Source organism: Vogesella sp. (genome assembly GCF_046297735.1).
Lineage (GTDB): Bacteria > Pseudomonadota > Gammaproteobacteria > Burkholderiales > Chromobacteriaceae > Vogesella > Vogesella urethralis.
In genome coordinates, this window is record NZ_JBKBHK010000011.1 from 38,326 (window position 1) to 65,291 (window position 26,966).

Sequence of the window (26,966 nt, forward strand, 5' to 3'; positions counted from 1 at the left end):
ACTGGCAACAGGCCCCGGATCCTCAACCCTGATCCAGAGGCCGCCACACTATAACAATGGACACCAAGCAATCCAAGCGCGCCTTGCCCGCCGGTACCCGGTTGGAGCAATACACCGTCGTTCGCAGCCTCAGCTCTGGCGGCTTCAGTGAGGTCTATCTGGCGCTGGACCAGTACGACCGCAAGTATGCAATCAAGGAATACCTGCCGTTGGCAATGAGTGCCCGCCGCGATATGCACGACGTTACCGTGGTTAACGAGCTCGATCGCGATGCCTTCAAGTTGGGCCTGAAGTGCTTTTTTGAAGAGGCCCGCATTCTCGCAGGCATCCAGCACCCCAATATCGTGCGGGTGAGTAACTTCTTCCGCGCCAATCAGACTGTCTACATGGTGATGGACTATACCGAAGGACGGCCGCTGGCCAAGGAGATCGAGTTGTCGCCGCATGGCATTGCCGAGCCTAGGCTGCGCCGGCTATTTGCCGAATTGATTGGCGGCCTCCGAGAAGTGCATTTGCAGCAGTTGCTGCATCTGGACATCAAGCCGGCCAACATTTACCTGCGCCGCAACGGTACCCCTGTATTACTGGATTTTGGCGCGGCACGTCAGACACTGGGTCGTGCCCAGCACCTGGGCAGCATGTTCACGCCAGGCTATGCCGCGCCAGAGCAATACGATGCGCAGGGCAAACTCGGTCCCTGGACCGACATTTACGGGCTGGGGGCCTGCCTGTATGTGGCGATGGGTGGCGACAAGCTGCAAGCTGCCGACCAGCGTCTGAAGCAGGACAAGATCGTGCCGGCCAGTAAGGCGTTTGCCCGTTATTACTCACCCGAATTGCTGGCGCTGGTCGACGATTGCCTGTCTCTTGACCCGCTGACACGACTGGCCAGTCTCAGTGAAATGCAAAAGCGCTTACGTAGTACGCATTACGTCACGCCGGCGCCTCCGCGCGGGGTGTCTGCCTGGCTGCGACGCATGATGGGGAAACGAGCATGAAGTTTGCGCTGGCAGTAGACACCCGGGTAGGGGCGCGCCCCTATAACGAAGACCGCGTGGGCGTAGTATGTAGCCAGCACGCGGTACTGCTGGTGCTGGCCGACGGTATGGGTGGCCATGCGCATGGTGAGGTTGCCGCCCAGATTGCCGTCGACGTGTTTAGCGAACTGTTCAAGAAAGCTTGCAAGGCGCCGCTGCAGTACCCGCGTCGTTTTCTGATCAATGCCGGGCACGAGGCGCATCAAGCCATTCTTGATCACGCCATCCGCCACCGCATGAGCGAAGTGCCCAGCACCACGCTGGTGGTGGCCATTGTGCAGCAGGGCGAGGTTTGGGTTGCTCACGCCGGCGACTCGCGTTGTTATCAGCTGCAGGATGGCGAGGTGCAATGGCGTACCCGCGACCATAGCCATGTCCAGCGCCTGATCGACACGGGTTTTCTTAACGAAGCCGACGCGCATGATCACCCGGCCCGTAACCGTATTTACAACTGTCTGGGGGCGATTGGCGACCCGGATATCGAACTAGCCGAGGCCAGACCAATAGCCTGTGGTGATACCCTGCTGTTGTGTTCGGACGGGGTTTGGGGGCCGCTGCGCGACGCTGAAATTGCTCGCGCTTTTGTTGGCCGCACTCCGCCCATGGTAGTGCCAGCGTTGCTCAGCGTGGCGGAGAAGCGTGCAGGTAGCCATAGCGACAACCTGAGTGCTATCGCTCTTACCTTGCTACCAGAAGAGCAGTTTCACCTCGGGCGTGATGGCTTTGTCGATACCAGTACCCTGGGTTCGCAGGTCAGCGAGTTCAGCTGGCAATCCACCTTGATGGACAGCGAGTTGGCGCAAGGTCTGCGCCCCACGCCCCAAGCCGGTGGGGCTGCTTTAGGCTAGAATGCGGCTTTCTGCGTTCAGCGAGTACCCTATGCGCCCATCCCGACGTGAAGCCGACGCCCTGCGTCCGGTAAGAATGACCCGCCACTACACCAAGCACGCCGAAGGTGCGGTATTGATCGAGTTTGGCGATACCAAGGTGATCTGTACGGCAAGTGTAGAAGAAAGCGTGCCGGGCTTCCTGAAGGGCAAAGGGCAGGGGTGGGTGACGGCAGAGTACGGCATGCTGCCGCGCTCGACCGGCAGTCGCATGCGTCGTGAGGCGGCCAGTGGCAAGCAATCTGGTCGTACCCAGGAGATACAGCGCCTGATCGGGCGCAGCCTGCGCGCCGTTGTGGACCTGGAGAAACTGGGCGAACGTCAAATCCTGATCGACTGCGATGTCATCCAGGCCGATGGCGGCACCCGCACCGCCAGCATTACCGGTGCTTTTGTGGCGCTGGCCGATGCCATCAACGGCTTGATCGTGGCAGGCAAGTTGACCGCGAACCCGCTGCGCGACCATGTGGCTGCCATTTCGGTGGGGATTGTTGACGGTGAGCCGGTACTGGACCTTGACTACATCGAGGACTCAGGCTGCGAAACCGACATGAACGTAGTGATGACCGGAGATGGCCGCTTTGTCGAGGTGCAGGGGACGGCCGAAGGTGTGCCATTCAGCCGCGAGGAAATGAATGCACTGATGGCGCTGGCGGAAAAAGGCATTGCCGAGCTGGTACAGTTGCAAAAGGCGGCCCTGGCCGATTGAGCCGCTGTACTAAATGCAAAAAGGCACCCACGGGTGCCTTTTTGCATTGGCCAGTGCTTACTTGGCTGCGGAAGCCACTTTCTTGGCTTTTACTACTTTCTTCTCGGCTTTCTTTTCCGCTTTCTTCTCTACCTTTTTCTCTACTGCCGGGGCGGACGCAGCCGGTTTTTTGGCATCGGCAGCGAAGCCGGAAGCAGCAGCAACAGAGAATGCCAGGCCAGCGGCAAGCAGGGTCAGTTTTTTCATGGTGAAGTCCTTGATAAGAGGTTGCATGCGTTGCAATCAACGCCTGGGCGCATGGTAGGACTTTGCCATGCAGTCGTCTGTTAGCGATTGTTCGCCGTTGTATCGCTTTGTTGTTGCGGCCAGCACAAGGTAAAGCGGGCGCCGCCCAGCACACTATCATCGATCTCGACGCTACCTTGATGCGCCAGCATGACCTGTTTCACGATGGCCAGCCCCAAGCCATAGCCCTGTCCGCGCTGTTCCTGGCTGCTGTCCAAGCGCACAAATGGTTCCAGTACCCGGTTGCGGTCGGTAGCAGGAATGCCATTGCCGTTATCGGATACGCTCAATTGCTGCAGTCCGCTACCGGCGCTAAAGGTCAGCTCGACCTCGCCACCGCCGTAGCGGGCAGCGTTATGCAGCAAGTTGTCCAGTGCCCGGGCCAGCAGCGTGGCGTCCGCGTGCAGTTGCTCGTGGTAGACATACAGACGTAATTGCAGCGCGGGGTAATGGCCATGCAGTTCGTCCAGCCGCTGCTGTAGCCAGTGCTGGGCCGGTAAGGTCGCGCTTTGTAGCGGCAGATCAGGCTGGCCCAAGCGGGCATGCAGCAGCAGCTCGTCTATTAGCAAACCCACGCTGTCCAGATCGCGCTCTATACCCTGCTGCGCGGGGCTATCCGGCGCGATATCCAGCAGCGCCAGCCGGTAGCGTAGCCTTGCCAGCGGCGTGCGCAGTTCGTGTGCTACGGCGTTGATCAAGGTCTGCTTGCTTTCGAGTAGCCGTTGTACGCTGTCGGCCATCAGGTTGAAGCCACTGGCCAGCGGTTGCAGGCCGGAAGCGGCCGGCAGCGCAACGCGTGCCTGGAACTGGCCCTGGCGTAGCTGTTTGGCCGCCAGCTCCAGCTGCATCAGCTCGTTCCAGTGCGGTCGCATCCATAGCAGTACCGGTATCGCCAGTGACAGACCGATCATGGCTAGCAGCGCATAGTCCAGCCACTTGAGTTCATGCAGGAAGACCAGGTAGTTCATCGGGCCAGCTACCAGGACGAACTGGCTTTGCTTGACGCGCTGCAAGTACACCAGATCGTCTTCCAGCATGACAATGTCGCCATCCAGCAGTGCCTGGCGCGAGGCCGCGTCCAGGGGTAGCTGCGCGATGGTTTGCAGCGACACCGAGAAGTCTAGCTCATCATCCAGCTTGGCCAGTTCTTGAGGCCATTGCGCCTGTGGCACGTCGTCCAGCGTGTGTTCGATCAGGGTCAGGGTGGTTTGCAGCAGGTCGGCTAAGGCGCGGTCGCCGGCTTTTTCGGCAACCTCTTTGTACACCATGCCGGCCAGCGAGACGGCCACCAGAAAGCTGAAAATCAGCAGCAGGTAAAACTGGATAAACAGCTTGCGCATGGCTTACCAGCCCGCCGGCGAGAACAGGTAGCCCTTGTTGCGTACCGTCTTGATGCGGAACGGCGCTACAGGGTCGTCGCCCAGCTTCTTGCGCAGCCGCGACACGGCGATGTCGATGCTGCGGTCCAGCCCGTCGTAGCTGAGGCCCCGCATCACCCGCAGCAGGGTATCGCGGTCTTGCACCTCGCCGGCGTGGCTGGCCAGTTGCCATAGCAGGTCAAAGTCGGCGGTCGACAGCGCAATACGCTCGCCATCCAGCGTCACTTCCCGGCAAAGCTCGTCAATAAACAGTTTGCCAAACACCAGGCGTTGCGGGTTAGGCGCTGTCACAGCGTGAGCGGCTGGCTGATGCTGGCGCAATTGCGCCCTTAGCCGCGCTGCCACTACCGCTGGTGGCGTGTTTTTCAGGATGTAATCGTTGGCACCCAGCTCCAAGCCCAGAATATGGTTCATGTCGCTGTCCAGCGAGGTCAGCATCACGATGGGGCCGCTAAAAGTTGGCCGCAACTCGCGGCACAGCGTCAGGCCATCCTTACCCGGCAGCATGATGTCCAGCAGGATCAGCGCTGGCTGTACCCGTGCCACCGCTTCCAGCGCGGTATCCCCACGCGGCTCGATGATCACATCCAGATCGTGGCGCGCCAGAAAGTCGCGCATCAGGGCGGCCAGCTCGGCGTCGTCTTCGACAAAAAGCACGGTATGTTTCATGGGCTAGGGCAACTGCAGTAAAACGCCAGAGTATCCACCGCGCTTTCCATGGCGGCAAGCTGCCTGCGCCGACCAGCCTGTAGCAAGATGTTGCTGCTGCGGCTCGGCGGCAGTACTGCCAGCCACCTGCGGTTGACCTTGCCCGGTACGCACCGGATAATCCGCACTCTTTTCAAATGCTTACGGCTCCGCCGCCCTATTGATGACCGCAGCACCCAAAGCCTTGCCCCCGCGTACCCTGTCCGTTGCCCCGATGCTGGACTGGACCGATCGTCACTACCGCTACTTCGCCCGTCTCATCACCCGCCATACCTGGCTGTACACCGAGATGGTCACCACTGGCGCGCTGCTGTACGGCGACGTTGGCCGCCACCTGCGCTACCACGAGGCCGAGCACCCGATCGCGCTGCAACTGGGCGGCAGCGAGCCGGACGAGCTGGCGCGTTGCGCCCGTCTGGCGCAGGAGTGGGGTTACGACGAAGTGAACCTGAACGTGGGCTGCCCGTCGGAGCGGGTGCAGAAGGGGGCGTTTGGTGCCTGCCTGATGGCCGAGCCGCAGCTGGTGGCCGACTGCGTGAAGGCGATGCGCGACGCGGTGGATATCGACGTTACCGTCAAGCACCGTATCGGTATCGATGATGTGGACAGCTACGACGTGATGCGGGCGTTTGTGGATACCGTGGCCGACGCCGGTTGCCGCACCTTCATCGTGCACGCGCGCAACGCCATCCTGAAGGGCCTTAGCCCCAAGGAAAACCGCGAGATTCCGCCGCTGAAATACGACTACGTGTACCGCCTGAAGCAGGAACGCCCCGATCTGGAGATCCTGATCAACGGCGGCATCAAGACCAATGCCGAGATCGCCGGCCACCTGCAGCATGTAGACGGCGTGATGGTGGGCCGCGAGGCCTACCACAACCCCTATCTGATGGCGGCTTGGGATGCGCAGTTCTATGGCGATAACCACGACGTGCCGTCGCGCGGCAAGGTAGTGGAAGCCTTGCTGCCCTACGTGGCCGACCGTCTGCAGGACGGCAGCAGCGTGCGCCACATCGCCCGCCACGTGCTGGGCCTGTTCCACGGCGAGCACGGCGGCCGCCAATGGCGCCGCATGCTGTCCGACGCCAAAGAGCTGAAAGACGCCGACGAGAGCCTGTTCATCCGCGCGCTGCTGGCCACGCACGGTTGAACTGTCACGCAGTCCTTGTAAGATAGCCACGTCATCCCACGCCCGGTTCGCCGGGCCCAGGCTGCTGCCAAGGTGCCAATCCCGGTGTTACCGGGCCCGGCACAGCCGGGCCGCACCGCATACGTACCTGAGTCCGCAGCCTTCCTGTTTACAAGCCCACCTTGTTTGCCTGGCAAGCAGGGTGGGCATCAATCTGCGCCCGGCTTGCCGGGCTATTGGGTTTTATGGCGAGTACCCCTGCCGGCAGCAAGGTTGGCCGCGGTACCTGCCACGGAGCAAAGCATGATTAATAAACTGGTACTGGCCAGCAATAATGCCGGCAAGCTCAAGGAATTCGCCGCCCTGCTGGCCCCGCTGGGCATCGAGGTCATCCCGCAGGGCCGTCTGAACGTGCCCGAATGCCCCGAGCCGCACTACACCTTCCTGGAAAACGCGCTGGAAAAAGCCCGCCACGCCAGCCACGTTACCGGCCTGCCGGCGCTGGCCGACGACAGCGGCATCTGCGTGGAAGCGCTGGGCGGCAAGCCCGGCGTGCTGTCGGCACGCTACGCCGGCGAGCCCAAATCGGACGAGCGCAATAACGCCAAACTGGTAGAAAAACTGCAGGGTAAAGACAACCGTCGCGCCTACTACTACTGCGTGCTGGTGTTGGTACGCCACGCCGACGACCCGCAGCCGCTAGTGGTAGACGGCGCCTGGTACGGCGAGGTGGTGGACACCCCGTCCGGCAACGGCGGCTTTGGCTACGACCCGCACTTCTGGCTGCCGTCGCACGGCTGCACCGTGGCCGACCTGCCGGCCGACGCCAAGAACGCCATCAGCCACCGTGGCCAGGCTATGCAGGCGCTGCTGGCCAAGCTGCAGGCGCAACTGGCATGAGCGTGATTGACCTGTCTGCATTGAAAAACGCCCGCAACGCACGGGACGCGAGATCGCGAAACCCAACGCGCGGCGACGAGATAGTACATACCGTACAGCGAGGAGCCGCGACGTGCAGGTGACAAAGATATCGCTTTCCGGGCTAAGCGGGCTAAAAGAGCTGCCGCCGCTGTCGCTGTACATCCACTTCCCCTGGTGCGTGAAAAAGTGCCCGTACTGCGACTTCAACTCGCACGAGTTCAAGCCGCAGGCCGGCAGCATTGCGATCCATGACGCGGCCAACGTTGGCCGCAACGGCGTGGGGCAGGGCTTTGACGAGATGGCCTACGTGGACACGCTGCTGCGCGACTTCGAGCTAAGCCTGCCCGCCATCTGGGGCCGCCCCATCACCACCATCTTCATGGGTGGCGGCACCCCCAGCCTGTTCAGCCCGCAGGCGATGGACGCGCTATTGGCCGGCCTGCGCGCGCGCGCGCGCATCCACCCGGACGCCGAAATCACCATGGAGGCCAACCCCGGCACTTTCGAGCTGGAACGCTTTGCCGGTTACCGCGAGGCGGGCATCAATCGCCTGTCCATCGGTATCCAGAGCTTTGACCCCGGCCACCTGAAAGCGCTGGGTCGCATCCACGACGGCGACGAAGCGCACCGCGCGGTAGAGATCGCGCTGACGCATTTCGACAACGTCAACCTGGACCTGATGTACGCGCTGCCGCAGCAAACGCTGTCGCAAGCGCTGGCCGACATCGATACCGCCATCGCCTACGGCGTCAGCCACATCTCGGCCTACCACCTCACCATCGAGCCCAACACGCTGTTTGCCGTGCAGCTACCGGCCAACCTGCCGGACGACGACCTGTCGGCCGACATGCAGGAAGCCATCGAGGCACGGCTGGAGGCCGCCGGCTACGTGCACTACGAAACCTCGGCCTTCGGCAAGCCCGGCCGCTTTGCGCGCCACAACGTCAACTACTGGCAGTTTGGCGACTACGTCGGCATCGGCGCCGGTGCCCACGGCAAGATCAGCGCCCACGACGGCATCGTGCGCGAGATGCGCTACAAGCAGCCGGCTGCCTATATGCAGGCGGTAGCCGACGGCCAGCCGGTGCACACCCGTAACAAGGTTGGCCGCAAAGACCTGCCGTTCGAGTTCATGATGAACCTGCTGCGCCTTACCGGCGGCTTTGAAAGCAGACTGTTCACCGAGCGCACCGGTTTGCCGGTATCCTGTATCCAATCACAATTGCAGCAAGCACTGGCCGAGGGCCTGATCGAACAGGACCTCACCCACATCCGCCCCACGCTGAAGGGCCAGCGCTTCCTGAACGAACTGTTAACCCTGTTCCTGCACGAAGAAGGAGAAGCCTGATGGCTAAAGAAATCATCCATACCGACAAAGCCCCGGCCGCAATCGGCGCCTACTCGCAAGCCGTCAAGGCTGGCAACACCGTGTACCTGTCCGGCCAGATTCCGCTGGACCCGGCCACCATGACCGTGGTGGAAGGCGGTTTTGCTGCTGAAACCCACCAGATGTTCAAGAACCTGCAAGCCGTGTGCGAAGCCGCCGGCGGCAGCCTGGACCAGATCGTGAAGCTGAATGCCTTCCTGACCGACCTGTCCAACTTTGGCACCTTCAACGAAATCATGGGCCAGTACTTCAGCCAGCCGTTCCCGGCCCGCGCCGCCATCGGCGTGGCCAGCCTGCCCAAAGGCGTACAGGTAGAAGCCGACGCCGTGATGGTGCTGGGCGAGTAAGCTGCCACCTGGTAGCAACAAGCAAAGCGGCCTGCGGGCCGCTTTTTGTTTGGCTGCAACGTTGCCGGATAAGCCGGCGGCGCATCGGGGGTAAGACCTTTATCTCGAACGCGCACACCAGACGACTCCCCGGATGCGGCTGTGCCTTGTCCGGGCTATGATCCAAACCCGAATGCATCCCGTAAAGTTGGCCGCAAACATTTACGTTATTGCGGCCAACTTTAAGCCGCTTGCTCCCCTTGCCCACAAAAAAGCCCGCTCATCCGAGCGGGCTTTGCCTTGTTGGCCATCTGGCCAATAAAAACGGTCAGCCGTTCTGGCGCGCCAGTTGCGGCGCATCTTCGTGCACGTCGCCGGCGGCGATGCAGGCGGCGGCGGTGAACAGCACGTCGGTGGAGCTGTTCAGCGCGGTTTCGGCCGAATCCTGTACCACGCCGATGATGAAGCCGACGGCAGCCACTTGCATGGCCACGTCGTTGCTGATGCCGAACAGGCTGCACGCCATCGGGATCAGCAGCAGCGAGCCGCCGGCCACGCCGGACGCGCAGCAAGCAGCAACCGATGCCAGCTCGTAGGTTGGGCTGAATGAAATGAAGCCCAACGTTTACCGCGCCGCCGCAGCGTTGGCCGAATGCCACTGCGGTGTCGCGGCTAACCTTATGCCTTCACGGTATTGCGGCCAACCTTTTGTTTTGTGTGCCGCTGCGCGGCAGATGAACATGCCGCTTTCCGCGCGGCGGCGGGGTACTTTCTTTTGCGTCGCCAAAAGAAAGTACCCAAAGAAAAGGCGACCCGGGGCTGCTCGAAACCCCGTGCCAAAAGGCCCGCCCCAGGCGCCGCCGAACTCGTCCCTCGCTAACGGCTCGGGACTCAAACAAATCGGCGTCTTAAAACCTGGGGCAAACCGTTTGGCCCGGCTCGCGCCAACGGGGCAGGGTGGCATCGGTGCGGTTCTATTAATTGACTAGTTTGTGTGCTTTGGGCCTTGAATGCTTTTGTAGTCTTAAAAGCTTGGCCGTAAACATTTGCTTTACTGCGGCCAACTTTGTACTGCGACCCATGCTCCCTTGGGGAGCGCCGGTAAAAGGCCCACCGCAAGGTTTTAAGCAGCCGATTTGTTTGAGCCCGGAGCCGTTAGCGTAGGGCGAGTTCGACAGCGCCTTGCGGTGGGCTTTTTACCGGGGTTTCGCGGACCGCGGGGGCGAGGGGGGATGAAAGGGGGCAGCGATCCGCCCCCTTCCCGTCAGCCGGGCGGAACCGGCTGTAATTATTATCCGCGAAGCGGATTCAAGACCTTTCATGTTGTCGCACGACAAAATTAAATGCGGCCAACCTGGCACCGCTTACCCCGCTCGCCACAAAAAAGCCCGCTCATCCGAGCGGGCTTTGGCTTGCTGGCCGTGTGGCCAATAAAAACGATCAGCCGTTCTGGCGCGCCAGTTGCGGCGCATCTTCGTGCACGTCGCCGCTGGCGATGCAGGCGGCGGCGGTGAACAGCACGTCGGTGGAGCTGTTCAGCGCGGTTTCCGCCGAATCCTGTACCACGCCGATGATGAAGCCGACGGCAACCACTTGCATGGCCACGTCGTTGCTGATGCCGAACAGGCTGCACGCCATCGGGATCAGCAGCAGCGAGCCGCCGGCCACGCCGGACGCGCCGCAAGCAGCAACCGATGCCAGTACCGACAGCAGCAGTGCTGTGGGCAGGTCGACTGCAATACCCAGCGTATGCACTGCAGCCAGGCTCAGCACCGAGATGGTGATGGCGGCGCCGGCCATATTGATGGTGGCACCCAGCGGGATGGACACGGCGTAGGTGTCTTCATTCAGGCCCAGCTTCTTGCACAGGTTCATGTTTACCGGGATGTTGGCCGCCGAGCTGCGGGTAAAGAAGGCGGTCACACCGCTTTCACGCAGGCAGGTGAAGACCAGCGGGAACGGGTTGCGACGGATGGTGAGGCCGACGATCAGCGGGTTCACCACCAGCGCGATGAACAGCATGGCGCCCACCAGTACCAGCAGCAGCTTGCTGTAGCCCAGCAGTGCCGACAGGCCGGTGGTGGCCACCGCTTCGGCCACCAGGCCGAATACGCCGATCGGGGCAAAGCGGATGATGACGCCGACGATGCGCGACACGCCTTCTGCCAGCTCGTTCAGCAGGGTTTTGGTGCTGTCGCTGGCGTGGTGCAGGGCCATGCCCAGCGCTACTGCCCAGGTGAGGATACCGATGTAGTTGCCGGTAGCGATGGCGTTGATCGGGTTGTCCACAATCTGGAACACCAGGTTATTCAGCACCTGGCCAATACCGCTGGGCGGGGTGGTGCCGGTGGCGGCTGCGACCAGCTGCAGCGTGGTGGGGAAGGCAAAGCTGGCCAGTACGCCCGTGAGTGCGGCCAGGAAGGTACCCAGCAGATACAGGGTGAGTACCGGGCGCATTTTGGTTTGTACGCCGTGTTTTTTGTTGGCAATGGCGCTGGCGACCAGTACGAAAACCAGCACCGGGGCCACGGCCTTCAGGCCTTTGACGAACAGGCTGCCCAGGAAGGTCAGCGACTTGGCGGTATCGGGGGCGACGCTGGCCACGGCAATACCGGCCAGCAAACCGATCAGAATCTGCAGCACGATGCTGCCGTTCATGATGCGGTGGATCAGAGTAGGGTTCTGCTGCATAGGGGTTCCACGGTTCTGTCGTTATAGGTATCTGGCATGCCTGCAGGCGTGCCGGCTGGCTTGCGGCCAACCTCCAAGACGATTCAAAACTGCAGAACAATCAAACGGGTACCGCCATACAAGCAACAGCGGGGCGCAGTGTAGCAAATTTTTATTGGTGACAGAATCCTGTATCCAAAAGCTGCAAACTGTCACCATTATCTGCACTGCAAAAACAATCTGTTTACTGGCCGCTGCTTTATTGTCAGGTCGCAGTCGTGGCCCAATGGCCGTGGCGATGGGCCCTGCTGCCATGCTTGGTCGCGCAGTCATCGCGTTCTGCAAAACCTGTTCCGCCAACCCCAGGGAGCCCGTATGAGCCAGTCTTATTCCTACCGTATCGTCAATGTGTTTGCCGAAAGCCGCTTCGGCGGTAACCCGCTGGCGGTGTTTACCGACGCCGCTGGCCTGTCCGACGCCGACATGCAGCTGATCGCGCGCCAGTTCAACCTGTCGGAGACGGTCTTCATCCACCCGGGCGACGACGCCGCGCTGGCCAGCTTGCGCATTTTCACCCCCAGCTTCGAGCTGCCATTTGCCGGCCACCCCACGATTGGTAGCGCGGCGGTGCTGCACGCGCTGCGGCAGCCGGGTAATGCCTTTACGCTCCGTACGCAGGCCGGGCTGATACCGATCACGCTCAACGATGGCGTGTTCCGTCTGACGGCCGTGGCCGCGACGCAGCGTGCGGCCAACGTTGGCTGCGCCGACGCGGCGGCCATGCTGGGGCTGGACGAGGCAGACATCGCGCTGGCGCCGGTGTGGGTGAATGCCGGCAGCGAACAGCTGCTGATCCGCCTGGCCAGCCGTGAAGCGGTGCTGCGCGCGCGGCCGGTGCATGCCCTGTTCACCCGCCACGCCACCTTGCGCCCCGGCCGCAGTGTGGCCTACCTGTGGTACCAGGCCGACGGGGTGGCCACGGTGCGGCTGTTCTTCGAGCAGCAGGGCAGCGTCATCGAAGACCTGGGCACCGGCAGCGCCTGCGCCAACCTGGGTGGCTGGTGTGCGCTGAACGGTGTGGCACCGCTGTCGTGGCGCATCGAGCAGGGCGAAGCCATCCAGCGCCCCAACGTGTTGTATCTGGATGTGGCCGCAAACGGCAGTGTGCAGGTAGGCGGCAAGGTACAAGCGGTCGCCGAGGGGGTATTTACCTTGCCCTAGCGCCAACCCTTTCCCAGAATGAAGGCAGCGCGAGCTGCCTTTTTTCATGCAGGTTTGTCGCGGTGGCGTTGCGGATACGCCCGCTGCCAGCCGGGCGTATCCGCCCGGCCATTGACGCTATCGCAGCACGCTGATAGTTTTCTGCGCTACGGCTAGAGCCGTAGCTCGAAACAGGCGTTTGATGGCATGAGGGGTGCCGGACGCCCAAAACACAAGACGAGGGAGTACTGATGAAGATATTTGCAAAACTGGCCACCATAACCGCCCTGACCCTGTGCAGCAGCTTGGCGCTGGCCAATGGTGCTGGCGGTACCTGGAAGACTATTGACGACGAAACCAAGCAGGCCAAGGCGTTGGTGGAAATTACCGAAGCGGCCAACGGCGAGCTGACCGGCAAGATTACCAAGCTGTTCACCAATCCGGATGCGGTGTGCGACAAATGCGAAGGTGCGCAGAAAGGTAAACCGGTAGTGGGCATGACCATCCTTACCGGCCTGAAAAAAGGCGGTGACGGCTGGGAAGGTGGCAAGATCCTGGACCCGAAATCGGGCAAGGTCTACAGCGCCAAAGCCAAGCTGACCGACGGCGGCAAGAAGCTCGAGGTGCGCGGCTTTCTGGGTGTAGCGCTGCTGGGCCGTACCCAGACTTGGGAACGCCAGTAAGCCTTGCCTGCCCAGCCCGTGCAGTGTGACGGGCTGACAAGGCTGGCGTGTTTATCGAAGCGGGATGGCTTGTGCCATCCCGTTTTGCATTCGGTACAATCTCGGCATGAACGCTACCATCGACATCGCCAGCCAGCCCATCGTGGCGGCGGCCGCTACCGCCAAGAAGCTGGAAAAGCTGGGCCTGACCCGTCGCTTTGACCTGGTGCTGCACCTGCCTTTGCGTTACGAGGACGAAACCCATCTTTACCCCATTCAGCAGGCGCCGTATGGCCAGGCGGTGCTGGTGGAAGGCGAAGTCACCAACTGCGAGGTGCAGTTCCGGCCGCGCCGCCAACTGGTGGCGCAGATCGAAGACAAAAGCGGCAAACTGGTGTTGCGCTTCATCCATTTTTACCCCAATACGCAGCAGGCCTTGGCCAAAGGCCGTCGCGTGCGCGCGCTGGGTGAAGTACGGCGCGGCTTTTTTGGCGACGAGATGGTGCACCCCAAGCTGCGCGAGGTGCACGAGGGCGACCCGCTGGCCGATAGCCTGACCCCGGTCTACCCCACGGTTAATGGCCTGTCGCAGCCGGTACTGCGCCGGCTGATCCATGCCGAGCTGAAGGCGCAGGCCATACCGGAAACCCTGCCCGACGAGGTACGCCGCCGCCTGGGGCTGATGCCGTTGGCCGATGCCGTGCACCTGCTGCACCGCCCTGGGCCGGAGTATTCCGCTACACAGCTTACCGACGGCAACTTGCCGGCCTGGCAGCGGCTGAAATTTGACGAACTGCTGGCGCAGCAGCTGTCGATGCGGCTGGCCTACCGCGCCCGTCGCGAGGGAAGTGCGCCGGTTATCGAAGGGGATGGCAGCCTGCGCACGCGGCTGGCGGCCAACTTGCCGTTTGCGCTGACCGGCGCGCAGCAAAAGGTACTGGCCGAGATTGTGGCCGACCTGGCGCAGCCGCACCCGATGAACCGCCTGCTGCAGGGGGACGTGGGCAGCGGCAAAACCATCGTCGCCGCCATGGCCGCGCTCGCCGCTATCGAAGCCGGTTTCCAGGTGGCACTGATGGCGCCCACCGAGATCCTGGCCGAGCAGCATTACGTGAAGTTGGCCGCCTGGCTGGCGCCGCTGGGCATCGAGGTGGCCTGGCTATCCGGCAGCCTGCGCAAGAAGGCGCGCGGCGAGATGGCGGCCAAGATCGCCAGCGGTGAAGCGCGGCTGGCGGTGGGCACGCATGCGCTGTTTCAGGATGACGTGGCGTTTGAGCAGCTGGGTCTGGTGATTGTCGATGAGCAGCACCGCTTCGGCGTAGGGCAGCGGCTGGCGTTGCAGCAGAAAGGCGCCGAGCCGCACCAGCTGATGATGTCTGCCACCCCGATTCCGCGCACGCTGGCGATGAGCTTCTACGCCGACCTGGACGTATCGGTGATCGACGAGCTGCCACCGGGGCGTACCCCCATCGTCACCAAGCTGATCAGCGCCGAGCGTCGCGACGAGGTGGTGCGCTTTGTGGATAAAGCCTGCCGTGAGGGCAACCAGGTGTACTGGGTATGCCCGCTGATCGAAGAGTCGGAAACCCTGCAGCTGCAGACCGCGGTGGATACCCATGTGGTACTACAACAGGACTTGCCGCAGTGGGGTGTCGGCCTGGTGCACGGCCGCATGAAGCCGGCGGAGAAGGCCGAGGTGATGGGCAAGTTCATCCGCAACGAACTGCAGCTGCTGGTGGCGACCACCGTCATCGAGGTGGGTGTGGACGTACCCAATGCCAGCCTGATGGTGATCGAGCACGCCGAGCGCATGGGCTTGGCCCAGCTGCACCAGCTGCGCGGCCGGGTAGGGCGCGGCGCCGCCAAGTCCACCTGTGTGCTGCTGTTCGAGACGCCGCTGTCGGAGCTGGCCAAGGCGCGGCTGAAGGTGATCTACGAACACACCGACGGTTTCGAGATTGCCCGCCAGGACTTGAACATCCGTGGCCCCGGCGAGTTTCTGGGCGCACGCCAGAGCGGCCTGCCGATGCTGCGTTTTGCCGATCTGGAAGCCGATATCGCGCTGCTGGAAGCCGCCCGCGAGCTGGCGCCGCAGCTGCTGCAACGTTGGCCGCAGTACGCGCAGGCGCACCTTAACCGCTGGCTGGCGGGCAGGGCGCACTTCCTGAAAGCATGATGTAAAAATGCCAGCCAGGGAGCCTGGCTGGCATTGGGTAGTCGTGCAATCAGAGCCTGAATCAGATACTGATGCCACGAATCATAAAGAAAATGCCTGCAGCCATAACGGCAGACGCCGGTACCGTGATGACCCACGCGGCAGCGATCTTCAGAATCTGCTCACGTTTGACCAACTCCTTGCGGTACACCTTTTTCAGGTTTTTGCGTTCGATTTTGGAAAAGTGGGCCGGGTCCAGTTGCTGTTTGGCACGAATTTTCAAGTCTTTCAGCATGGCGCCTTTTTCATCGATATCTGCCTCTTTGAACTTGCTAAGGAAGGCATCGATAGCTGCCTGATCACCTTCTGGGTGGTGCGCCTTGATTTCCTGAACCATCATCTCGTAGCGGTTTTTCAGGTATTCCCGCAGGAAACCCACACCAAATACACCGCCTACCGCGATGTGTGTAGAGCTAACCGGCAGACCGAGCTGGCTGGCAACAATGACAGTCAGGGTAGCCGACATGGCAATGCAGTAAGCCCGCATCTGATCCAGTTCGGTAATTTCGCTACCCACGGTACGAATCACTTTCGGGCCATAAAGCGCCAGACCAATGGAAATGCCAAGCGCGCCGATACCCATTACCCAGAGCGGAATACTGGCTTTTTGCGCTACCTCGCCACTTCCCATATGGGTAAGTGCGTCCACAATAGCGGCCAGCGGGCCGATAGCGTTGGCCACATCATTGGAACCATGCGCAAAGCTTAGCAGTGCGGCAGCAAAAATCAGTGGTAGGGTAAAGAAGCTGTTGATGGCTTGTTTGTTGTTGTCCAGTTGGCTGGTTTTGCGCGTGACAAGCGGCTTCAGCACCGCATAGGTTACAGCGCCAATGACAGCACCGCCCAGAATGGCATGGACAAAACTGATCTCGATAATGCGGTTCAGGCCCTTGAGCATAAGGTAGCTGCTGAATGTCCACGCCATCAAAGCTACCAGTACAGGTACCATACGGCGTGCAGCTGCCAGCATGTCACTCTGGTAAGTGATATTGCGTTTGATGAAGTACAAGAACATTGCCGCAATGCCGGCACCCAGCAGGGGGGAAACGACCCAGCTGGCAGCAATGGTGGCGACCTTGCCCCAATCAGCAATACCCATACCACCGGCAGCAACGCCTGCACCCAGAATGGCGCCCACGATGGAGTGGGTGGTTGAAACCGGCGCACCGACAGCAGTAGCGATATTCAGCCACAGGGCTGCGGCCAGCAGGGCGGCCATCATCAGCCAGATGAATGTTGCCTGGTCCGCTATCAATGCCGGGTTGATGATGCCGTTGCGGATGGTACCTACGACTTCACCACCTGCAATGATGGCGCCTGCTGCTTCAAAAACAGCGGCTATCAGCAGTGCACCACCCATCGTCAGTGCTTTGGAGCCGACGGCCGGACCGACATTATTGGCGACGTCGTTGGCGCCGATGTTCATGGCCATGTAGGCCCCGATGCCGGCTGCAACAATCAGGACGGCGCTGGCGTGAGGCGTGGTTGAGCTGTAAAACAATACTGCCAAGACAAAAAGAACGCCTATACCCAGCCGCAGGAACTCGGCATTGCTGCGCTTGGCAGCCTTTTCGATTCCGTTGATGTGTTCCAGATCCACGGTACAAACCTATAAAAAATAAAGTTCATAATTTTGACACGTCGATGTAAAAAAAGCACGGTTTTGCGTGTTGCGGGATGTTGTCTTGACACTTGAATTTGCTTGCCCGGAAAACAAAAAACCGGCTGTCCCTTGGCGGGGAAGCCGGTTCAATTAAGCTTTTTAATTCAGTGTCTTAGCCGAACTTGCCGGTGATGTAGTCTTCGGTTTCCTTGCGCTTGGGCGCGGTGAAAATGCCGTCGGTTTCACCGAACTCCATCAGCTCGCCCAGGTACATGTAGGCGGTGTAGTCCGACACGCGTGCGGCCTGCTGCATGTTGTGGGTGACGATGGCGATGGTGTAGTCCTCTTTCAGCTCGTGAATCAGCTCTTCGATGTGGCCGGTGGAGATCGGGTCCAGCGCCGAAGTGGGCTCGTCCAGCAGCAACACTTCCGGGCGGGTAGCCACGGCACGGGCAATGCACAGACGCTGTTGCTGGCCGCCAGACAGCGAGTTGCCGCTTTGCTTCAGCTTGTCCTTTACCTCGTTCCACAGCGCAGCCTTGCGCAGCGCCCACTCCACGCGGTCGTCGGTTTCCGCTTTGGACAGGTTCTCGTACAGCTTCACGCCAAAGGTGATGTTGTCGTAGATCGACATCGGGAACGGGGTAGGCTTCTGGAACACCATGCCTACCTTGGCGCGCAGCATGTTCACGTCCACGCTCTTGGCCAGCAGGTTCTGGTTGTCCAGCAGGATCTCGCCTTCGGCGCGCATGCCCGGGTACAGCTCGAACATGCGGTTGAAGGTACGCAGCAGGGTGGACTTGCCGCAGCCGGACGGGCCGATGAAGGCGGTAACCTGGCCGGCCGGAATGTCCATATTGATGTTCTTCAGCGCATGGAACTTGCCGTAGTAGAAGTTCAGGTTTTTAACCTGGAGCTTGATAGCGTTGGAGGTCATGATTCTCAAGCCTTAGTGAGATTGGTTGTTCTTGCTGGCAAGCCAGCGGGCAACGATATTCAGGGTCAGTACGCTGAAGGTAATCAGCAACGCACCTGCCCAGGCCAGCGCATGCCAGTCTTCGTACGGGCTCATGGCGAACTGGAAGATCACGATCGGCAAGTTGGCCAGCGGCTGGTTCATATTGCTCCAGAACTGGTTGTTCAGCGCAGTAAACAGCAGCGGTGCAGTTTCACCAGAGATGCGCGCTACGGCCAGCAGGATGCCGGTAACCACGCCGGCCTTGGCCGCGCGCAGCGTGACAAACATGATGACTTTCCACTGCGGGGCGCCCAGCGCAATCGCCGCCTCGCGCAGGCTGTTGGGTACCAGGCGCAGCATGTTCTCGGTAGTGCGTACTACCACCGGAATCACCAGCAAAGCCAGCGCGAAGGAACCAGCCCAGCCCGAGAAGTGACCGACGGTGATGACATACACTTCGTAGATGAACAGGCCGATTACGATCGACGGCGCCGACAGCAGGATATCGTTGATGAAGCGGGTAGCGGGTGCCAGCCAGCCGCGTTCGCCATACTCAGCCAGATAGACACCGGCCAGAATGCCGATCGGGGTGCCGAACAGCACGCCGAAGAAGGTCATCTGCAGGGAGCCCACAATGGCGTTGGCCAAGCCGCCAGCGGAACCTGGCGGCGGCGTGATTTCGGTAAAGATTTCAAACGACAGGCCGGATAGGCCGTGCTGGATCAGGGTCCACAGAATCCAGAGCAGCCAGAACAGGCCGAAAGCCATCGCCAGGCTCGCGGTCAGCATGCTGGCAGCGTTGACCACGCGGCGACGGGCATAAATGGCATTGTTGCGTTGGGTAGGGGTGGACATAGCCTTACTCGCTTTCTCGGTACCGATCACTTGACTGGTGCTCATGCCAAGTCTCCGGTCAGGAAGAGCGGCCTTCCTGCTTCTTCAGCTGCAGCAGCAGCAGCTTGGAGCAGGACAGCACGACAAAGGTAATGAAGAACAGGATCAGGCCCAGCTGGATTAGCGATGCCAGATACAGTTCGCCGTTGGCTTCGGCAAATTCGTTGGCCAGGGTAGAGGCAATCGAGTTGCCGGCTTCGAACAGGCCGGTAGAAAACACGGTGGAGTTACCGATGACAAAGGTGACAGCCATGGTTTCACCCAGTGCCCGACCCAGACCCAGCATGATGCCGCCGACTACACCGGTTTTGGTGTAGGGCAACACCACATTGCGCACAACTTCCCAAGTAGTACCGCCCAGCCCGTAGGCCGATTCTTTCAGCATCGGCGGGACTACTTCGAACACGTCGCGCATCACCGAAGCGATGAACGGAATGACCATGATGGCCAGAATCAGGCCGGCGGTGAAAATGCCGATGCCCATCGGTGCGCCCTGGAACAGGAAGCCTACCAGCGGCAGCTCGCCCATGTTTTCCAGTACCCACGGTTGCACGTACTCGCCGAACAGCGGGGCAAATACGAACAGGCCCCACATGCCGTAAATGATGGACGGAATACCGGCCAGCAGTTCAATCGCAATACCCAGCGGGCGTTTCAGCAGCGGCGGGCACAGCTCGGTCAGGAAGACTGCAATGCCGAAGCTGATCGGCACGGCGATCAGCAAGGCAATGAAAGAGGTGACTAGGGTGCCGAAGATGGGTACCACGGCGCCGAATTCCTGCGCTACCGGGTCCCACTCGGAACTGGTCAGAAAGCCCCAGCCAAAATGCTTGATGCTGGGCATGGCGCCGACCAGCAGCGAGGCCAGGATGCCGATCAGCAAGGCCAGCACCAGGAAGGCAAAAAAGCGGGTTGCCGCCCGGAAGGCAGTGTCCAGCATCATCTGCCGCTTGTGCTGGGCGGCGTACTGATTATTTTCCATGAAGATTCTCTGATCGCTTGCAGACAAAAAGCCGGGGGCGGTGCCCCGGCCTGCTTTGCATCTACTGCATCACATTATTTCCAGATCGGTGCACCGGAGGCGTCGGTGATCTGTTTCCAGCTGTTACGGATGACAGTTTTCACATTGGCCGGCATCGGTACGTAGTCCAGTTGGGCGGCAGTGGCGTCACCATGGGTGTAGGCCCAGTCAAAGAACTTCAGGGCTTCCAGACCTTGCGCCGGTTTGTCCTGCTTCTTGTGCATCAGGATGAAAGTAGCGCCAGACAGCGGCCACGAGTCTTTGCCCGGCTGGTTGGTCAGGATCAGGTAGAAGCCCGGTGCCTTGGCCCAGTCGGCGTTGGCGGCAGCTGCCTTGAAGGTGCTGTCGTCCGGGTTCACAAAATTGCCCGAAGCGTTCTGCATTTGGGTGTGGGCAATCTTGTTCTGTTTGGCGTAGGCGTACTCTACGTAACCAATGGCACCCTTGATGCGGGTAACGTAGTTCGCCACACCTTCGTTGCCTTTACCACCCACGCCGACAGTCCATTTCACGGCAGCGTTGGCGCCAATGGTGCTGTTCCATTCCGGCGATACCTTGGACAGGTAGTTAGTGAAGATGAAGGTGGTGCCGGAGCCGTCAGAACGACGAACTACGGTGATCTTTTGGTCCGGCAGCTTCACGGTCGGGTTCAGCTTGGCGATGGCTGCGTCGTTCCAGTTGGCTACCTTGCCCATGTAGATGTCAGCCAGCAGCGGGCCGGTCAGCTTCAATTGGCCAGGAGCAACGCCCGGTACATTCACTACCGGTACCACGCCACCGATTACCGTCGGGAACTGGGTCAGGCCTGCCTTATCCAGCTCTTCCGGTTTCAGCGGCATGTCAGAGGCGCCGAAATCAACGGTTTTCGATTGGATTTGTTTGATACCACCACCAGAGCCGATGGACTGGTAGTTCATGTTGTTGTTGGTCTTCGCCTTGTAAGCTTCTGCCCACTTGGCGTACAGCGGGTACGGGAAAGTGGCACCGGCGCCAGTAATGTCTGCCGCAAAGGCGTGACCTACAACAAAACCGGAAAATGCCAGTGTGGCAACCAGGCGGGTAGTGTGCTTCATTGCGTGCTCCAGAGTTTAACGACGTGTTGCGATGGGATGCATCGTAATGGTCGCTGATTTCAGAAATATTACAGTTCGTCACATTACGGAAAGCAAGGCTGACACTGATATAATCCGGGTACTTTTCAATGAATCGGCAAGGACGGCGTTATGAGTAGCAAGCTGGTAATCGGTAACTGGAAGATGAACGGACGCCATGCGGCCAACCTTGCCTTGCTAGGCCAGATGCTGGACAACGCCGATATCAACCGCGCCGGTGTCGGCCTGGCTGCCCCAGCTGTATACCTGGCTCAGTTGGCTGCCGCGCTGCAGGGCAGTGCCCTGGCAGTAGCAGCGCAGGACGTCAGCCGTTTTGCTGCCGATGGCGCCTATACCGGCGAAACCAGTGCCCAGATGCTGGCGGACGTGGGTTGCCGCTACGTGCTTGTAGGCCACTCCGAACGGCGCCAGTACTTTGGCGAAAGCAACGAGGTGTTGTCCGCCAAGTTGCAGGCCGTGGTTGCCGCCGGCATGGTGCCGGTGCTGTGCGTGGGAGAAACCCTGGCCGAGCGTGAAGCAGGCCAGGAGCTGAGCGTTATCAGCCAGCAACTGGAGGCATTAGACATTATCAAAGGCAGCGAATACGTGGTGGCGTACGAGCCGGTGTGGGCTATCGGTACCGGTAAGGTCGCTACTATCGAACAGATTGATGCGGTGCATCAGCAGATCCGGGCGCTCGTGTTGCAATGCTATGGTGCGTCTGATAGTATTCGCGTCCTCTACGGCGGAAGCGTCAAGGCAGACAATGCCGACGCAATCCTGTCGCTGGCAAGTGTCGGTGGCGCCTTGGTTGGTGGTGCGTCCCTCGAGGTTAATGGATTTGGCAAGATTTGCCAGGCTGCTAAAAAGTTGATATAGTATGGAACTCTTGAATACGCTTGTACTTGTCGCGCTGCTGATTTCTGCGCTGGCAATTATCGTCCTTGTCTTGATGCAGCATGGCAAGGGGGCTGACATGGGTGCTGCCTTTGGTGGTGGCTCCTCGGGAAGTCTGTTTGGCGCAAGCGGTTCCGCGAATTTCCTGAGCAGAGCTACCGCGCTGTCGGCAGTTGTGTTCTTTTCGATGTTGATGCTTACCAGTTACTTGCATGTCGCAGACAGTGGCAATCTAGGGGTAATGGAATCGGCAGCCGAAAATGCTTCGTCGCAAATCCCGAGCGGCGCTGCAAAGGGTAATGCCTCCGGCGTGATTCCGGAATAAAAGTTAAAACTGTGCCGACATGGTGAAATTGGTAGACACGCTATCTTGAGGGGGTAGTGGCCGTAGGCTGTGTGAGTTCGAGTCTCACTGTCGGCACCACATTCAAAAAACAGGCCGCCGGGATTCCGGTGGCCTGTTTTGTTTGGAGTCAAGGGGGTTGATCCTCCTTTCTTTTAGGGGTGTGCGGGAAATGCTGCAAAATTACTTTCCCATTCTGTTGTTTGTCGTCGTCGGCCTGCTGGTCGGTGTGGGTCCGCTGGTGCTGGGCTGGTTGCTGGCACCTAACCGTCCCGATCCGGAAAAACTGTCTCCCTACGAGTGCGGTTTTGAAGCCTTCGAAGACGCACGAATGAAGTTTGATGTCCGTTACTACCTGGTGGCCATTCTCTTCATCATCTTTGACCTTGAAGTAGCCTTCATGCTCCCGTGGGCTGTGGTGTTCAAGGATCTTGGCATGTACGGTCTCCAGGTCATGCTGGTCTTCCTGGCCATTCTTACCGTCGGTTTCGTTTATGAGTGGAAAAAAGGAGCGCTGGAATGGGAGTAGAGGGCATTCTCGAAAAGGGCTTTGTCACTACCACTGCTGACAAGTTGATCAACTGGACGCGTACCGGCTCGCTGTGGCCGATGACGTTCGGTCTGGCCTGTTGTGCCGTAGAGATGATGCACGCTGGTGCGGCCCGCTACGACTTGGACCGCTTCGGTATCGTATTCCGTCCCAGCCCGCGCCAGTCCGACCTGATGATCGTGGCCGGTACCCTCTGTAACAAGATGGCGCCTGCTCTGCGCAAGGTTTACGACCAGATGGCCGAACCGCGCTGGGTAATCTCCATGGGTTCCTGTGCCAACGGTGGTGGCTACTACCACTATTCCTATTCTGTCGTGCGCGGTTGCGACCGCATCGTGCCGGTAGATGTCTATGTTCCAGGCTGTCCACCGACTGCAGAAGCCCTGCTGTACGGCATCATCCAGCTGCAGAACAAGATCAAGCGTACCAACACCATCGCCCGCTGAGGTATCCCCCATGTCATTGAAAGTGGAAGAGCTCAAGTCGGCGGTTGAACAGGTGCTCGGTGACAAGCTGGTTAGCGCAAAAATCGCTTTGGGCGAGCTGACCATCGTCTGCAAGTCTGCCGATACCGTGGCCGTCATGACCGCTCTGCGTGATCACGAGACGCTGAGTTTCGAACAATGCATCGACATCTGCGGCATGGACTACAGCACCTATAAAGACGAGCCGCAAGACGGCCCGCGCTTCGCCGTTGTCTACCACCTGCTGTCGCTGCAGCACAATGCCCGTATTCGCGTCCGCATTTTTGCCGAAGACGACGCTTTCCCGCTTGTGCCCAGCGTGAACGCCATTTGGTCTGCGGCCAACTGGTTCGAGCGCGAAGCGTTCGACCTGTTCGGCATCATCTTTGAAGGCCACCCGGACCTGCGCCGCATCCTGACCGACTACGGTTTTGTCGGTCACCCGTTCCGCAAGGACTTCCCCGTGTCCGGTCATGTGGAAATGCGTTACGACGCCGCACAACAACGTGTGATCTACCAGCCTGTAACCATCGAGCCGCGCGAAATCACGCCGCGCATCGTCCGCGAGGAGAACTACGGTGGCTGATATCCGTAACTACACGCTGAACTTTGGCCCGCAGCACCCGGCAGCGCACGGTGTGCTGCGTTTGGTGCTGGAGCTGGACGGTGAAGTCGTGCAACGTGCCGACCCGCACATCGGTCTGCTGCACCGCGGCACCGAAAAGCTGGCCGAAAGCAAAACCTTCATCCAGTCCCTGCCTTACATGGACCGTCTGGACTACGTGTCCATGATGTGTAACGAGCACGCCTACTGTCTGGCCATCGAAAAGCTGATGGGCATCGACGTGCCCGAGCGTGCCCAGTACATCCGTGTGATGTTCGCCGAGATCACCCGTATCCTGAACCACTTGCTGTGGATCGGTGCGCACTCGATCGACATCGGCGCCATGACCATGTTCCTGTACGCTTTCCGCGAGCGTGAGGACCTGATGGACTGCTACGAAGCCGTGTCCGGTGCCCGCCTGCACGCAGCCTACTTCCGCCCGGGTGGTGTTTACCGCGACCTGCCGGACAGCATGCCGCAGTACAAAGCGTCCAAGATCCGCAACGCCAAAGAAATCGCGCGCCTGAACGAATCCCGTGCCGGCACCATGCTCGATTTCATCGAAGACTTCACCAAGCGCTTCCCGGCCTGTGTCGATGATTACGAAACCCTGCTGACAGATAACCGTATCTGGAAACAGCGTACCGTAAACATCGGTATCGTTAGCCCGGAACGTGCCAAGAACCTCGGCATGACCGGCCCGATGCTGCGTGGCTCCGGCATTGCCTGGGACTTGCGCAAGACCCAGCCATACGACGTGTACGACCGCATGGACTTCGACGTGCCGGTAGGTGTGACAGGCGACTGCTACGATCGTTACCTGGTACGCGTGGAAGAAATGCGTCAGTCCAACCGCATCATTGCCCAGTGTGTGCAGTGGCTGAAGGCCAACCCGGGTCCGGTTATTACCGACAACCACAAGGTAGCCCCGCCTAGCCGCGAAAGCATGAAGTCGAACATGGAAGAACTGATCCATCACTTCAAGCTGTTCACCGAAGGCATGCACGTGCCGGAAGGCGAAGCCTACGCTGCGGTAGAACACCCGAAAGGCGAGTTCGGCATCTATCTGGTATCTGACGGCGCCAACAAGCCGTACCGCCTGAAGATCCGTGCGCCGGGTTACGCGCATCTGGCCAGCCTGGATGAAATGTCGCGTGGCCACATGATTGCCGACGTGGTGGCCATCATTGGTACGCAGGATATCGTGTTTGGGGAGATTGACCGCTGATGTTATCCGCAGAATCGCTAGCCAAGATTGATCGCGAGCTGGCCAAGTACCCAGCCGATCAATTCCGTTCCGCAGCCATGTCGGCCCTGCGCATTGCGCTGACCGAACGCCGCGAGACCGGCAACACACCCGAAGAGCGTTGCCTGAACGCCGAGGTCATCGAGTTCGTGGCCAACTACATCGGCATTCCGCCGGTAGCGGCCTACGAAGTGGCGACGTTCTACAACATGTACGACATGAAACCGGTCGGCAAGTACAAGATCACCGTCTGTACCAACCTGCCGTGTGCACTGCAAGGTGGCGTCAATGCTGCCCAGTACATTTCGCAAAAGCTGGGTATCGCCCTGGGCGAAACCTCGGCCGATGGCAAGTACACCCTGCTGGAAGGCGAGTGCATGGGTGCTTGCGGCGACGCGCCGGTCCTGCTGCTGAACAATCACAAGATGTGCAGCTTCATGACCCCCGAAGCAATCGATAAGAAACTGGCGGAGTTGGAATAATGGCAGTCTTCGTCAATGGTGTGATTTTTGAGGGCGTGGACACCACCGCCCAAGACTGCTGGCGCATAGATGCCTATATGGCTCGTGGTGGCTACCAGGCGCTGAAGAAGATCCTCGACGCCAAGATGCCCCAAGAAGACGTGATCGCCGAAGTGAAGACCTCCGGTCTGCGCGGTCGCGGTGGCGCCGGCTTCCCCACCGGTCTGAAGTGGAGCTTCATGCCGCGTTCGTTCCCGGGTGACAAGTACGTCGTCTGCAATACAGATGAGGGCGAACCGGGCACTTTCAAGGACCGCGATATCCTGCTGTACAACCCGCACGCGCTGATCGAAGGCATGATCATCGCCGGCTACGCCATGGGTTGCAAAGCCGGTTACAACTACATTCACGGTGAAATCTTCGAAGCCTACGAGCTGTTCGAAGAGGCGCTGGACGAAGCACGCAAGGCCGGCTTCCTGGGTCAGAACATCCTGGGTACCGACTTCAGCTTCGATCTGTTCGCCCACCACGGCTACGGCGCCTACATCTGTGGCGAGGAAACCGCGCTGCTCGAATCGCTGGAAGGCAAAAAAGGCCAACCGCGCTTCAAGCCGCCGTTCCCGGCCAGCTTCGGCCTGTACGGCAAGCCGACCACTATCAACAACACCGAATCGTTCGCGTCGGTGCCGTTCATCATTCGCGACGGCGGCCAGAAATTCCTGGAAGCCGGCAAGCCGAACAACGGTGGTACCAAGCTGTTCTCGATCTCCGGCCACGTTAACCGTCCGGGCAACTACGAGATTCCGCTGGGCACCCCGTTTGCCACGCTGCTGGAAATGGCGGGCGGCATGAAAGACGGCAAGAAACTGAAAGCCGTGATTCCGGGTGGTTCGTCGGCGCCTGTATTGCCTGGCGACGTGATGATGGGCCTGACCATGGATTACGACAGCATCTCCAAAGCCGGCTCCATGCTGGGTTCGGGTGCCGTGATCGTGATGAACGAAGACGTCTGCATGGTAAAAGCGCTGGAACGTCTGGCGTACTTCTACCATGAAGAGTCTTGCGGCCAGTGTACGCCGTGCCGCGAAGGCACCGGCTGGCTGTACAAGGTCATCCATCGCATCGCCAACGGCGAAGGCCGTCCTGGCGATCTGGAGTTGCTGGATTCGGTTGGCAACAACATGGCAGGCCGCACCATCTGCGCCCTGGCCGATGCCGCTGTGTTCCCGGTTCGTAGCTTCACCAAGCACTTCCGTCATGAGTTCGAGTACCTGATCGAACACAAGAAGTCGCTGGTGGATCACAAATGGTGTTGAGCG

At 60.1% G+C, this 26,966-nt stretch carries 27 protein-coding genes, 1 tRNA gene and 1 pseudogene; 19 read left to right on the plus strand and 10 right to left on the minus strand.

What is annotated here, in order from left to right; genetic code table 11:
* Positions 1 to 83 precede the first annotated feature (83 nt).
* From ACK4FZ_RS13215 to rph, 3 genes are read left to right on the plus strand one after another with little or no spacing between them, the layout of a single operon-like run.
* Positions 84 to 998, plus strand: a complete 915-nt coding sequence (locus tag ACK4FZ_RS13215; protein WP_409821619.1) for a serine/threonine protein kinase — start codon at positions 84 to 86, stop codon at positions 996 to 998.
* Positions 995 to 1,885, plus strand: coding sequence for a PP2C family protein-serine/threonine phosphatase (locus ACK4FZ_RS13220; RefSeq protein WP_409821621.1), 891 nt, complete (start codon positions 995 to 997; stop codon positions 1,883 to 1,885). The genes ACK4FZ_RS13215 and ACK4FZ_RS13220 overlap by 4 nt, the downstream gene beginning before the upstream one ends.
* 31 nt (positions 1,886 to 1,916) lie before the next feature.
* A complete protein-coding gene (rph, locus tag ACK4FZ_RS13225) occupies positions 1,917 to 2,633 on the plus strand; it encodes a ribonuclease PH (protein ID WP_409821623.1) in 717 nt (238 codons plus the stop codon).
* A 57-nt stretch (positions 2,634 to 2,690) separates the two neighbouring features.
* On the opposite strand, the gene ACK4FZ_RS13230 is transcribed toward rph, so the two are convergent.
* The 3 genes from ACK4FZ_RS13230 to rstA all read right to left on the minus strand — a co-directional run bounded on the left by ACK4FZ_RS13230 (position 2,691) and on the right by rstA (position 4,954).
* A complete protein-coding gene (locus tag ACK4FZ_RS13230; RefSeq protein WP_409821625.1) occupies positions 2,691 to 2,879 on the minus strand; it encodes a hypothetical protein in 189 nt (62 codons plus the stop codon).
* An 80-nt stretch (positions 2,880 to 2,959) separates the two neighbouring features.
* Entirely contained in the window at positions 2,960 to 4,258 is a 1,299-nt protein-coding gene (gene rstB / locus ACK4FZ_RS13235) for a two-component system sensor histidine kinase RstB (protein WP_409821627.1), read from the minus strand.
* 3 nt (positions 4,259 to 4,261) lie between these two features.
* Positions 4,262 to 4,954 carry a two-component system response regulator RstA gene (rstA, locus tag ACK4FZ_RS13240; RefSeq protein ID WP_409821629.1) on the minus strand — a complete coding sequence of 231 codons (693 nt, stop codon included), beginning with the start codon at positions 4,952 to 4,954 and terminating at the stop codon, positions 4,262 to 4,264.
* Positions 4,955 to 5,168: 214 nt separating this feature from the next.
* Between rstA and dusA the strand changes: the two genes are divergently transcribed.
* The 4 genes from dusA (at position 5,169) to ACK4FZ_RS13260 (ending at position 8,789) form a co-directional block, all read left to right on the plus strand.
* Positions 5,169 to 6,155, plus strand: a complete 987-nt coding sequence (dusA, locus tag ACK4FZ_RS13245; RefSeq protein ID WP_409821631.1) for a tRNA dihydrouridine(20/20a) synthase DusA — start codon at positions 5,169 to 5,171, stop codon at positions 6,153 to 6,155.
* A 282-nt stretch (positions 6,156 to 6,437) separates the two neighbouring features.
* Positions 6,438 to 7,034 (plus strand): RdgB/HAM1 family non-canonical purine NTP pyrophosphatase, encoded by a 597-nt coding sequence (gene rdgB, locus ACK4FZ_RS13250; protein ID WP_026108092.1) that lies wholly within the window; start codon positions 6,438 to 6,440, stop codon positions 7,032 to 7,034.
* A gap of 118 nt (positions 7,035 to 7,152) precedes the next feature.
* Complete coding sequence (gene hemW, locus ACK4FZ_RS13255; RefSeq protein WP_409821711.1) at positions 7,153 to 8,403, plus strand: radical SAM family heme chaperone HemW; 1,251 nt, start codon at positions 7,153 to 7,155, stop codon at positions 8,401 to 8,403.
* On the plus strand, positions 8,403 to 8,789 hold the full coding sequence (locus tag ACK4FZ_RS13260) for a RidA family protein (protein ID WP_017509644.1): 387 nt from the start codon (positions 8,403 to 8,405) through the stop codon (positions 8,787 to 8,789). The genes hemW and ACK4FZ_RS13260 overlap by 1 nt, the downstream gene beginning before the upstream one ends.
* A gap of 307 nt (positions 8,790 to 9,096) precedes the next feature.
* On the opposite strand, the pseudogene ACK4FZ_RS13265 reads toward ACK4FZ_RS13260, so the two are convergent.
* Both ACK4FZ_RS13265 and sstT read right to left on the minus strand, forming a co-directional pair.
* A pseudogene (locus tag ACK4FZ_RS13265) lies at positions 9,097 to 9,357 on the minus strand (serine/threonine transporter SstT); the annotation flags it as partial.
* An 851-nt stretch (positions 9,358 to 10,208) separates the two neighbouring features.
* The gene (gene sstT, locus ACK4FZ_RS13270; protein ID WP_409821633.1) at positions 10,209 to 11,459 is read right to left on the minus strand and encodes a serine/threonine transporter SstT; all 1,251 of its coding nucleotides are present in this window, start codon (positions 11,457 to 11,459) and stop codon (positions 10,209 to 10,211) included.
* A gap of 354 nt (positions 11,460 to 11,813) precedes the next feature.
* Between sstT and ACK4FZ_RS13275 the strand changes: the two genes are divergently transcribed.
* The 3 genes from ACK4FZ_RS13275 (at position 11,814) to recG (ending at position 15,476) form a co-directional block, all read left to right on the plus strand.
* On the plus strand, positions 11,814 to 12,659 hold the full coding sequence (locus ACK4FZ_RS13275; protein ID WP_409821634.1) for a PhzF family phenazine biosynthesis protein: 846 nt from the start codon (positions 11,814 to 11,816) through the stop codon (positions 12,657 to 12,659).
* 230 nt (positions 12,660 to 12,889) lie between these two features.
* Positions 12,890 to 13,321: a DUF2147 domain-containing protein gene (locus ACK4FZ_RS13280; protein ID WP_409821636.1), complete on the plus strand. Its 432-nt coding sequence runs from the start codon at positions 12,890 to 12,892 to the stop codon at positions 13,319 to 13,321.
* A gap of 106 nt (positions 13,322 to 13,427) precedes the next feature.
* Positions 13,428 to 15,476, plus strand: coding sequence for an ATP-dependent DNA helicase RecG (gene recG, locus ACK4FZ_RS13285; RefSeq protein ID WP_409821638.1), 2,049 nt, complete (start codon positions 13,428 to 13,430; stop codon positions 15,474 to 15,476).
* Positions 15,477 to 15,537: 61 nt separating this feature from the next.
* Here the strand turns inward: recG and ACK4FZ_RS13290 are convergent, their stop codons facing one another.
* From ACK4FZ_RS13290 to pstS, 5 genes are all read right to left on the minus strand, one after another.
* On the minus strand, positions 15,538 to 17,115 hold the full coding sequence (locus ACK4FZ_RS13290) for an inorganic phosphate transporter (RefSeq protein WP_409821640.1): 1,578 nt from the start codon (positions 17,113 to 17,115) through the stop codon (positions 15,538 to 15,540).
* 175 nt (positions 17,116 to 17,290) lie between these two features.
* Positions 17,291 to 18,055 (minus strand): phosphate ABC transporter ATP-binding protein PstB, encoded by a 765-nt coding sequence (pstB, locus tag ACK4FZ_RS13295; protein ID WP_409821642.1) that lies wholly within the window; start codon positions 18,053 to 18,055, stop codon positions 17,291 to 17,293.
* 12 nt (positions 18,056 to 18,067) lie between these two features.
* On the minus strand, positions 18,068 to 18,931 hold the full coding sequence (pstA, locus tag ACK4FZ_RS13300; protein WP_409821713.1) for a phosphate ABC transporter permease PstA: 864 nt from the start codon (positions 18,929 to 18,931) through the stop codon (positions 18,068 to 18,070).
* 58 nt (positions 18,932 to 18,989) lie between these two features.
* Entirely contained in the window at positions 18,990 to 19,952 is a 963-nt protein-coding gene (gene pstC / locus ACK4FZ_RS13305) for a phosphate ABC transporter permease subunit PstC (protein ID WP_409821643.1), read from the minus strand.
* Between the two features lie 74 nt (positions 19,953 to 20,026).
* A complete protein-coding gene (gene pstS / locus ACK4FZ_RS13310; RefSeq protein ID WP_409821645.1) occupies positions 20,027 to 21,064 on the minus strand; it encodes a phosphate ABC transporter substrate-binding protein PstS in 1,038 nt (345 codons plus the stop codon).
* Positions 21,065 to 21,214: 150 nt separating this feature from the next.
* Between pstS and tpiA the strand changes: the two genes are divergently transcribed.
* The 9 genes from tpiA (at position 21,215) to nuoF (ending at position 26,963) form a co-directional block, all read left to right on the plus strand.
* Complete coding sequence (gene tpiA, locus ACK4FZ_RS13315) at positions 21,215 to 21,961, plus strand: triose-phosphate isomerase (RefSeq protein WP_409821647.1); 747 nt, start codon at positions 21,215 to 21,217, stop codon at positions 21,959 to 21,961.
* Position 21,962: 1 nt separating this feature from the next.
* Positions 21,963 to 22,304 carry a preprotein translocase subunit SecG gene (gene secG, locus ACK4FZ_RS13320; RefSeq protein ID WP_409821649.1) on the plus strand — a complete coding sequence of 114 codons (342 nt, stop codon included), beginning with the start codon at positions 21,963 to 21,965 and terminating at the stop codon, positions 22,302 to 22,304.
* Between the two features lie 13 nt (positions 22,305 to 22,317).
* A tRNA-Leu gene (locus ACK4FZ_RS13325) sits at positions 22,318 to 22,403 on the plus strand.
* Between the two features lie 91 nt (positions 22,404 to 22,494).
* Positions 22,495 to 22,851, plus strand: coding sequence for an NADH-quinone oxidoreductase subunit A (locus ACK4FZ_RS13330; protein ID WP_409821715.1), 357 nt, complete (start codon positions 22,495 to 22,497; stop codon positions 22,849 to 22,851).
* Positions 22,842 to 23,318 carry a NuoB/complex I 20 kDa subunit family protein gene (locus tag ACK4FZ_RS13335; RefSeq protein ID WP_017509630.1) on the plus strand — a complete coding sequence of 159 codons (477 nt, stop codon included), beginning with the start codon at positions 22,842 to 22,844 and terminating at the stop codon, positions 23,316 to 23,318. The genes ACK4FZ_RS13330 and ACK4FZ_RS13335 overlap by 10 nt, the downstream gene beginning before the upstream one ends.
* A gap of 10 nt (positions 23,319 to 23,328) precedes the next feature.
* The gene (locus ACK4FZ_RS13340) at positions 23,329 to 23,922 is read left to right on the plus strand and encodes an NADH-quinone oxidoreductase subunit C (RefSeq protein WP_409821651.1); all 594 of its coding nucleotides are present in this window, start codon (positions 23,329 to 23,331) and stop codon (positions 23,920 to 23,922) included.
* A complete protein-coding gene (locus tag ACK4FZ_RS13345; protein WP_409821653.1) occupies positions 23,915 to 25,168 on the plus strand; it encodes an NADH-quinone oxidoreductase subunit D in 1,254 nt (417 codons plus the stop codon). Before ACK4FZ_RS13340 ends, ACK4FZ_RS13345 begins: the two co-directional genes overlap by 8 nt.
* The gene (gene nuoE / locus ACK4FZ_RS13350; protein ID WP_144373433.1) at positions 25,168 to 25,668 is read left to right on the plus strand and encodes an NADH-quinone oxidoreductase subunit NuoE; all 501 of its coding nucleotides are present in this window, start codon (positions 25,168 to 25,170) and stop codon (positions 25,666 to 25,668) included. Before ACK4FZ_RS13345 ends, nuoE begins: the two co-directional genes overlap by 1 nt.
* Positions 25,668 to 26,963: an NADH-quinone oxidoreductase subunit NuoF gene (gene nuoF, locus ACK4FZ_RS13355; protein ID WP_409821655.1), complete on the plus strand. Its 1,296-nt coding sequence runs from the start codon at positions 25,668 to 25,670 to the stop codon at positions 26,961 to 26,963. The genes nuoE and nuoF overlap by 1 nt, the downstream gene beginning before the upstream one ends.
* The last annotated feature ends 3 nt before the right edge of the window (positions 26,964 to 26,966 follow it).

Bases quoted from the DNA above. Each gene is read 5' to 3' on its own strand.
- pstA (WP_409821713.1), bottom strand. From the start codon at position 18,931: ATGTCCACCCCTACCCAACGCAACAATGCCATTTATGCCCGTCGCCGC.
- sstT (WP_409821633.1), bottom strand. From the start codon at position 11,459: ATGCAGCAGAACCCTACTCTGATCCACCGCATCATGAACGGCAGCATC.
- ACK4FZ_RS13220 (WP_409821621.1), top strand. From the start codon at position 995: ATGAAGTTTGCGCTGGCAGTAGACACCCGGGTAGGGGCGCGCCCCTAT.
- nuoF (WP_409821655.1), top strand. From the start codon at position 25,668: ATGGCAGTCTTCGTCAATGGTGTGATTTTTGAGGGCGTGGACACCACC.
- pstS (WP_409821645.1), bottom strand. From the start codon at position 21,064: ATGAAGCACACTACCCGCCTGGTTGCCACACTGGCATTTTCCGGTTTT.
- ACK4FZ_RS13230 (WP_409821625.1), bottom strand. From the start codon at position 2,879: ATGAAAAAACTGACCCTGCTTGCCGCTGGCCTGGCATTCTCTGTTGCT.
- ACK4FZ_RS13330 (WP_409821715.1), top strand. From the start codon at position 22,495: ATGCTGCAAAATTACTTTCCCATTCTGTTGTTTGTCGTCGTCGGCCTG.
- rph (WP_409821623.1), top strand. From the start codon at position 1,917: ATGCGCCCATCCCGACGTGAAGCCGACGCCCTGCGTCCGGTAAGAATG.
- pstC (WP_409821643.1), bottom strand. From the start codon at position 19,952: ATGGAAAATAATCAGTACGCCGCCCAGCACAAGCGGCAGATGATGCTG.
- secG (WP_409821649.1), top strand. From the start codon at position 21,963: ATGGAACTCTTGAATACGCTTGTACTTGTCGCGCTGCTGATTTCTGCG.
- rdgB (WP_026108092.1), top strand. From the start codon at position 6,438: ATGATTAATAAACTGGTACTGGCCAGCAATAATGCCGGCAAGCTCAAG.
- ACK4FZ_RS13260 (WP_017509644.1), top strand. From the start codon at position 8,403: ATGGCTAAAGAAATCATCCATACCGACAAAGCCCCGGCCGCAATCGGC.
- nuoE (WP_144373433.1), top strand. From the start codon at position 25,168: ATGTTATCCGCAGAATCGCTAGCCAAGATTGATCGCGAGCTGGCCAAG.
- ACK4FZ_RS13275 (WP_409821634.1), top strand. From the start codon at position 11,814: ATGAGCCAGTCTTATTCCTACCGTATCGTCAATGTGTTTGCCGAAAGC.
- ACK4FZ_RS13340 (WP_409821651.1), top strand. From the start codon at position 23,329: ATGTCATTGAAAGTGGAAGAGCTCAAGTCGGCGGTTGAACAGGTGCTC.
- rstB (WP_409821627.1), bottom strand. From the start codon at position 4,258: ATGCGCAAGCTGTTTATCCAGTTTTACCTGCTGCTGATTTTCAGCTTT.
- pstB (WP_409821642.1), bottom strand. From the start codon at position 18,055: ATGACCTCCAACGCTATCAAGCTCCAGGTTAAAAACCTGAACTTCTAC.
- ACK4FZ_RS13280 (WP_409821636.1), top strand. From the start codon at position 12,890: ATGAAGATATTTGCAAAACTGGCCACCATAACCGCCCTGACCCTGTGC.
- ACK4FZ_RS13335 (WP_017509630.1), top strand. From the start codon at position 22,842: ATGGGAGTAGAGGGCATTCTCGAAAAGGGCTTTGTCACTACCACTGCT.
- recG (WP_409821638.1), top strand. From the start codon at position 13,428: ATGAACGCTACCATCGACATCGCCAGCCAGCCCATCGTGGCGGCGGCC.
- dusA (WP_409821631.1), top strand. From the start codon at position 5,169: ATGACCGCAGCACCCAAAGCCTTGCCCCCGCGTACCCTGTCCGTTGCC.
- tpiA (WP_409821647.1), top strand. From the start codon at position 21,215: ATGAGTAGCAAGCTGGTAATCGGTAACTGGAAGATGAACGGACGCCAT.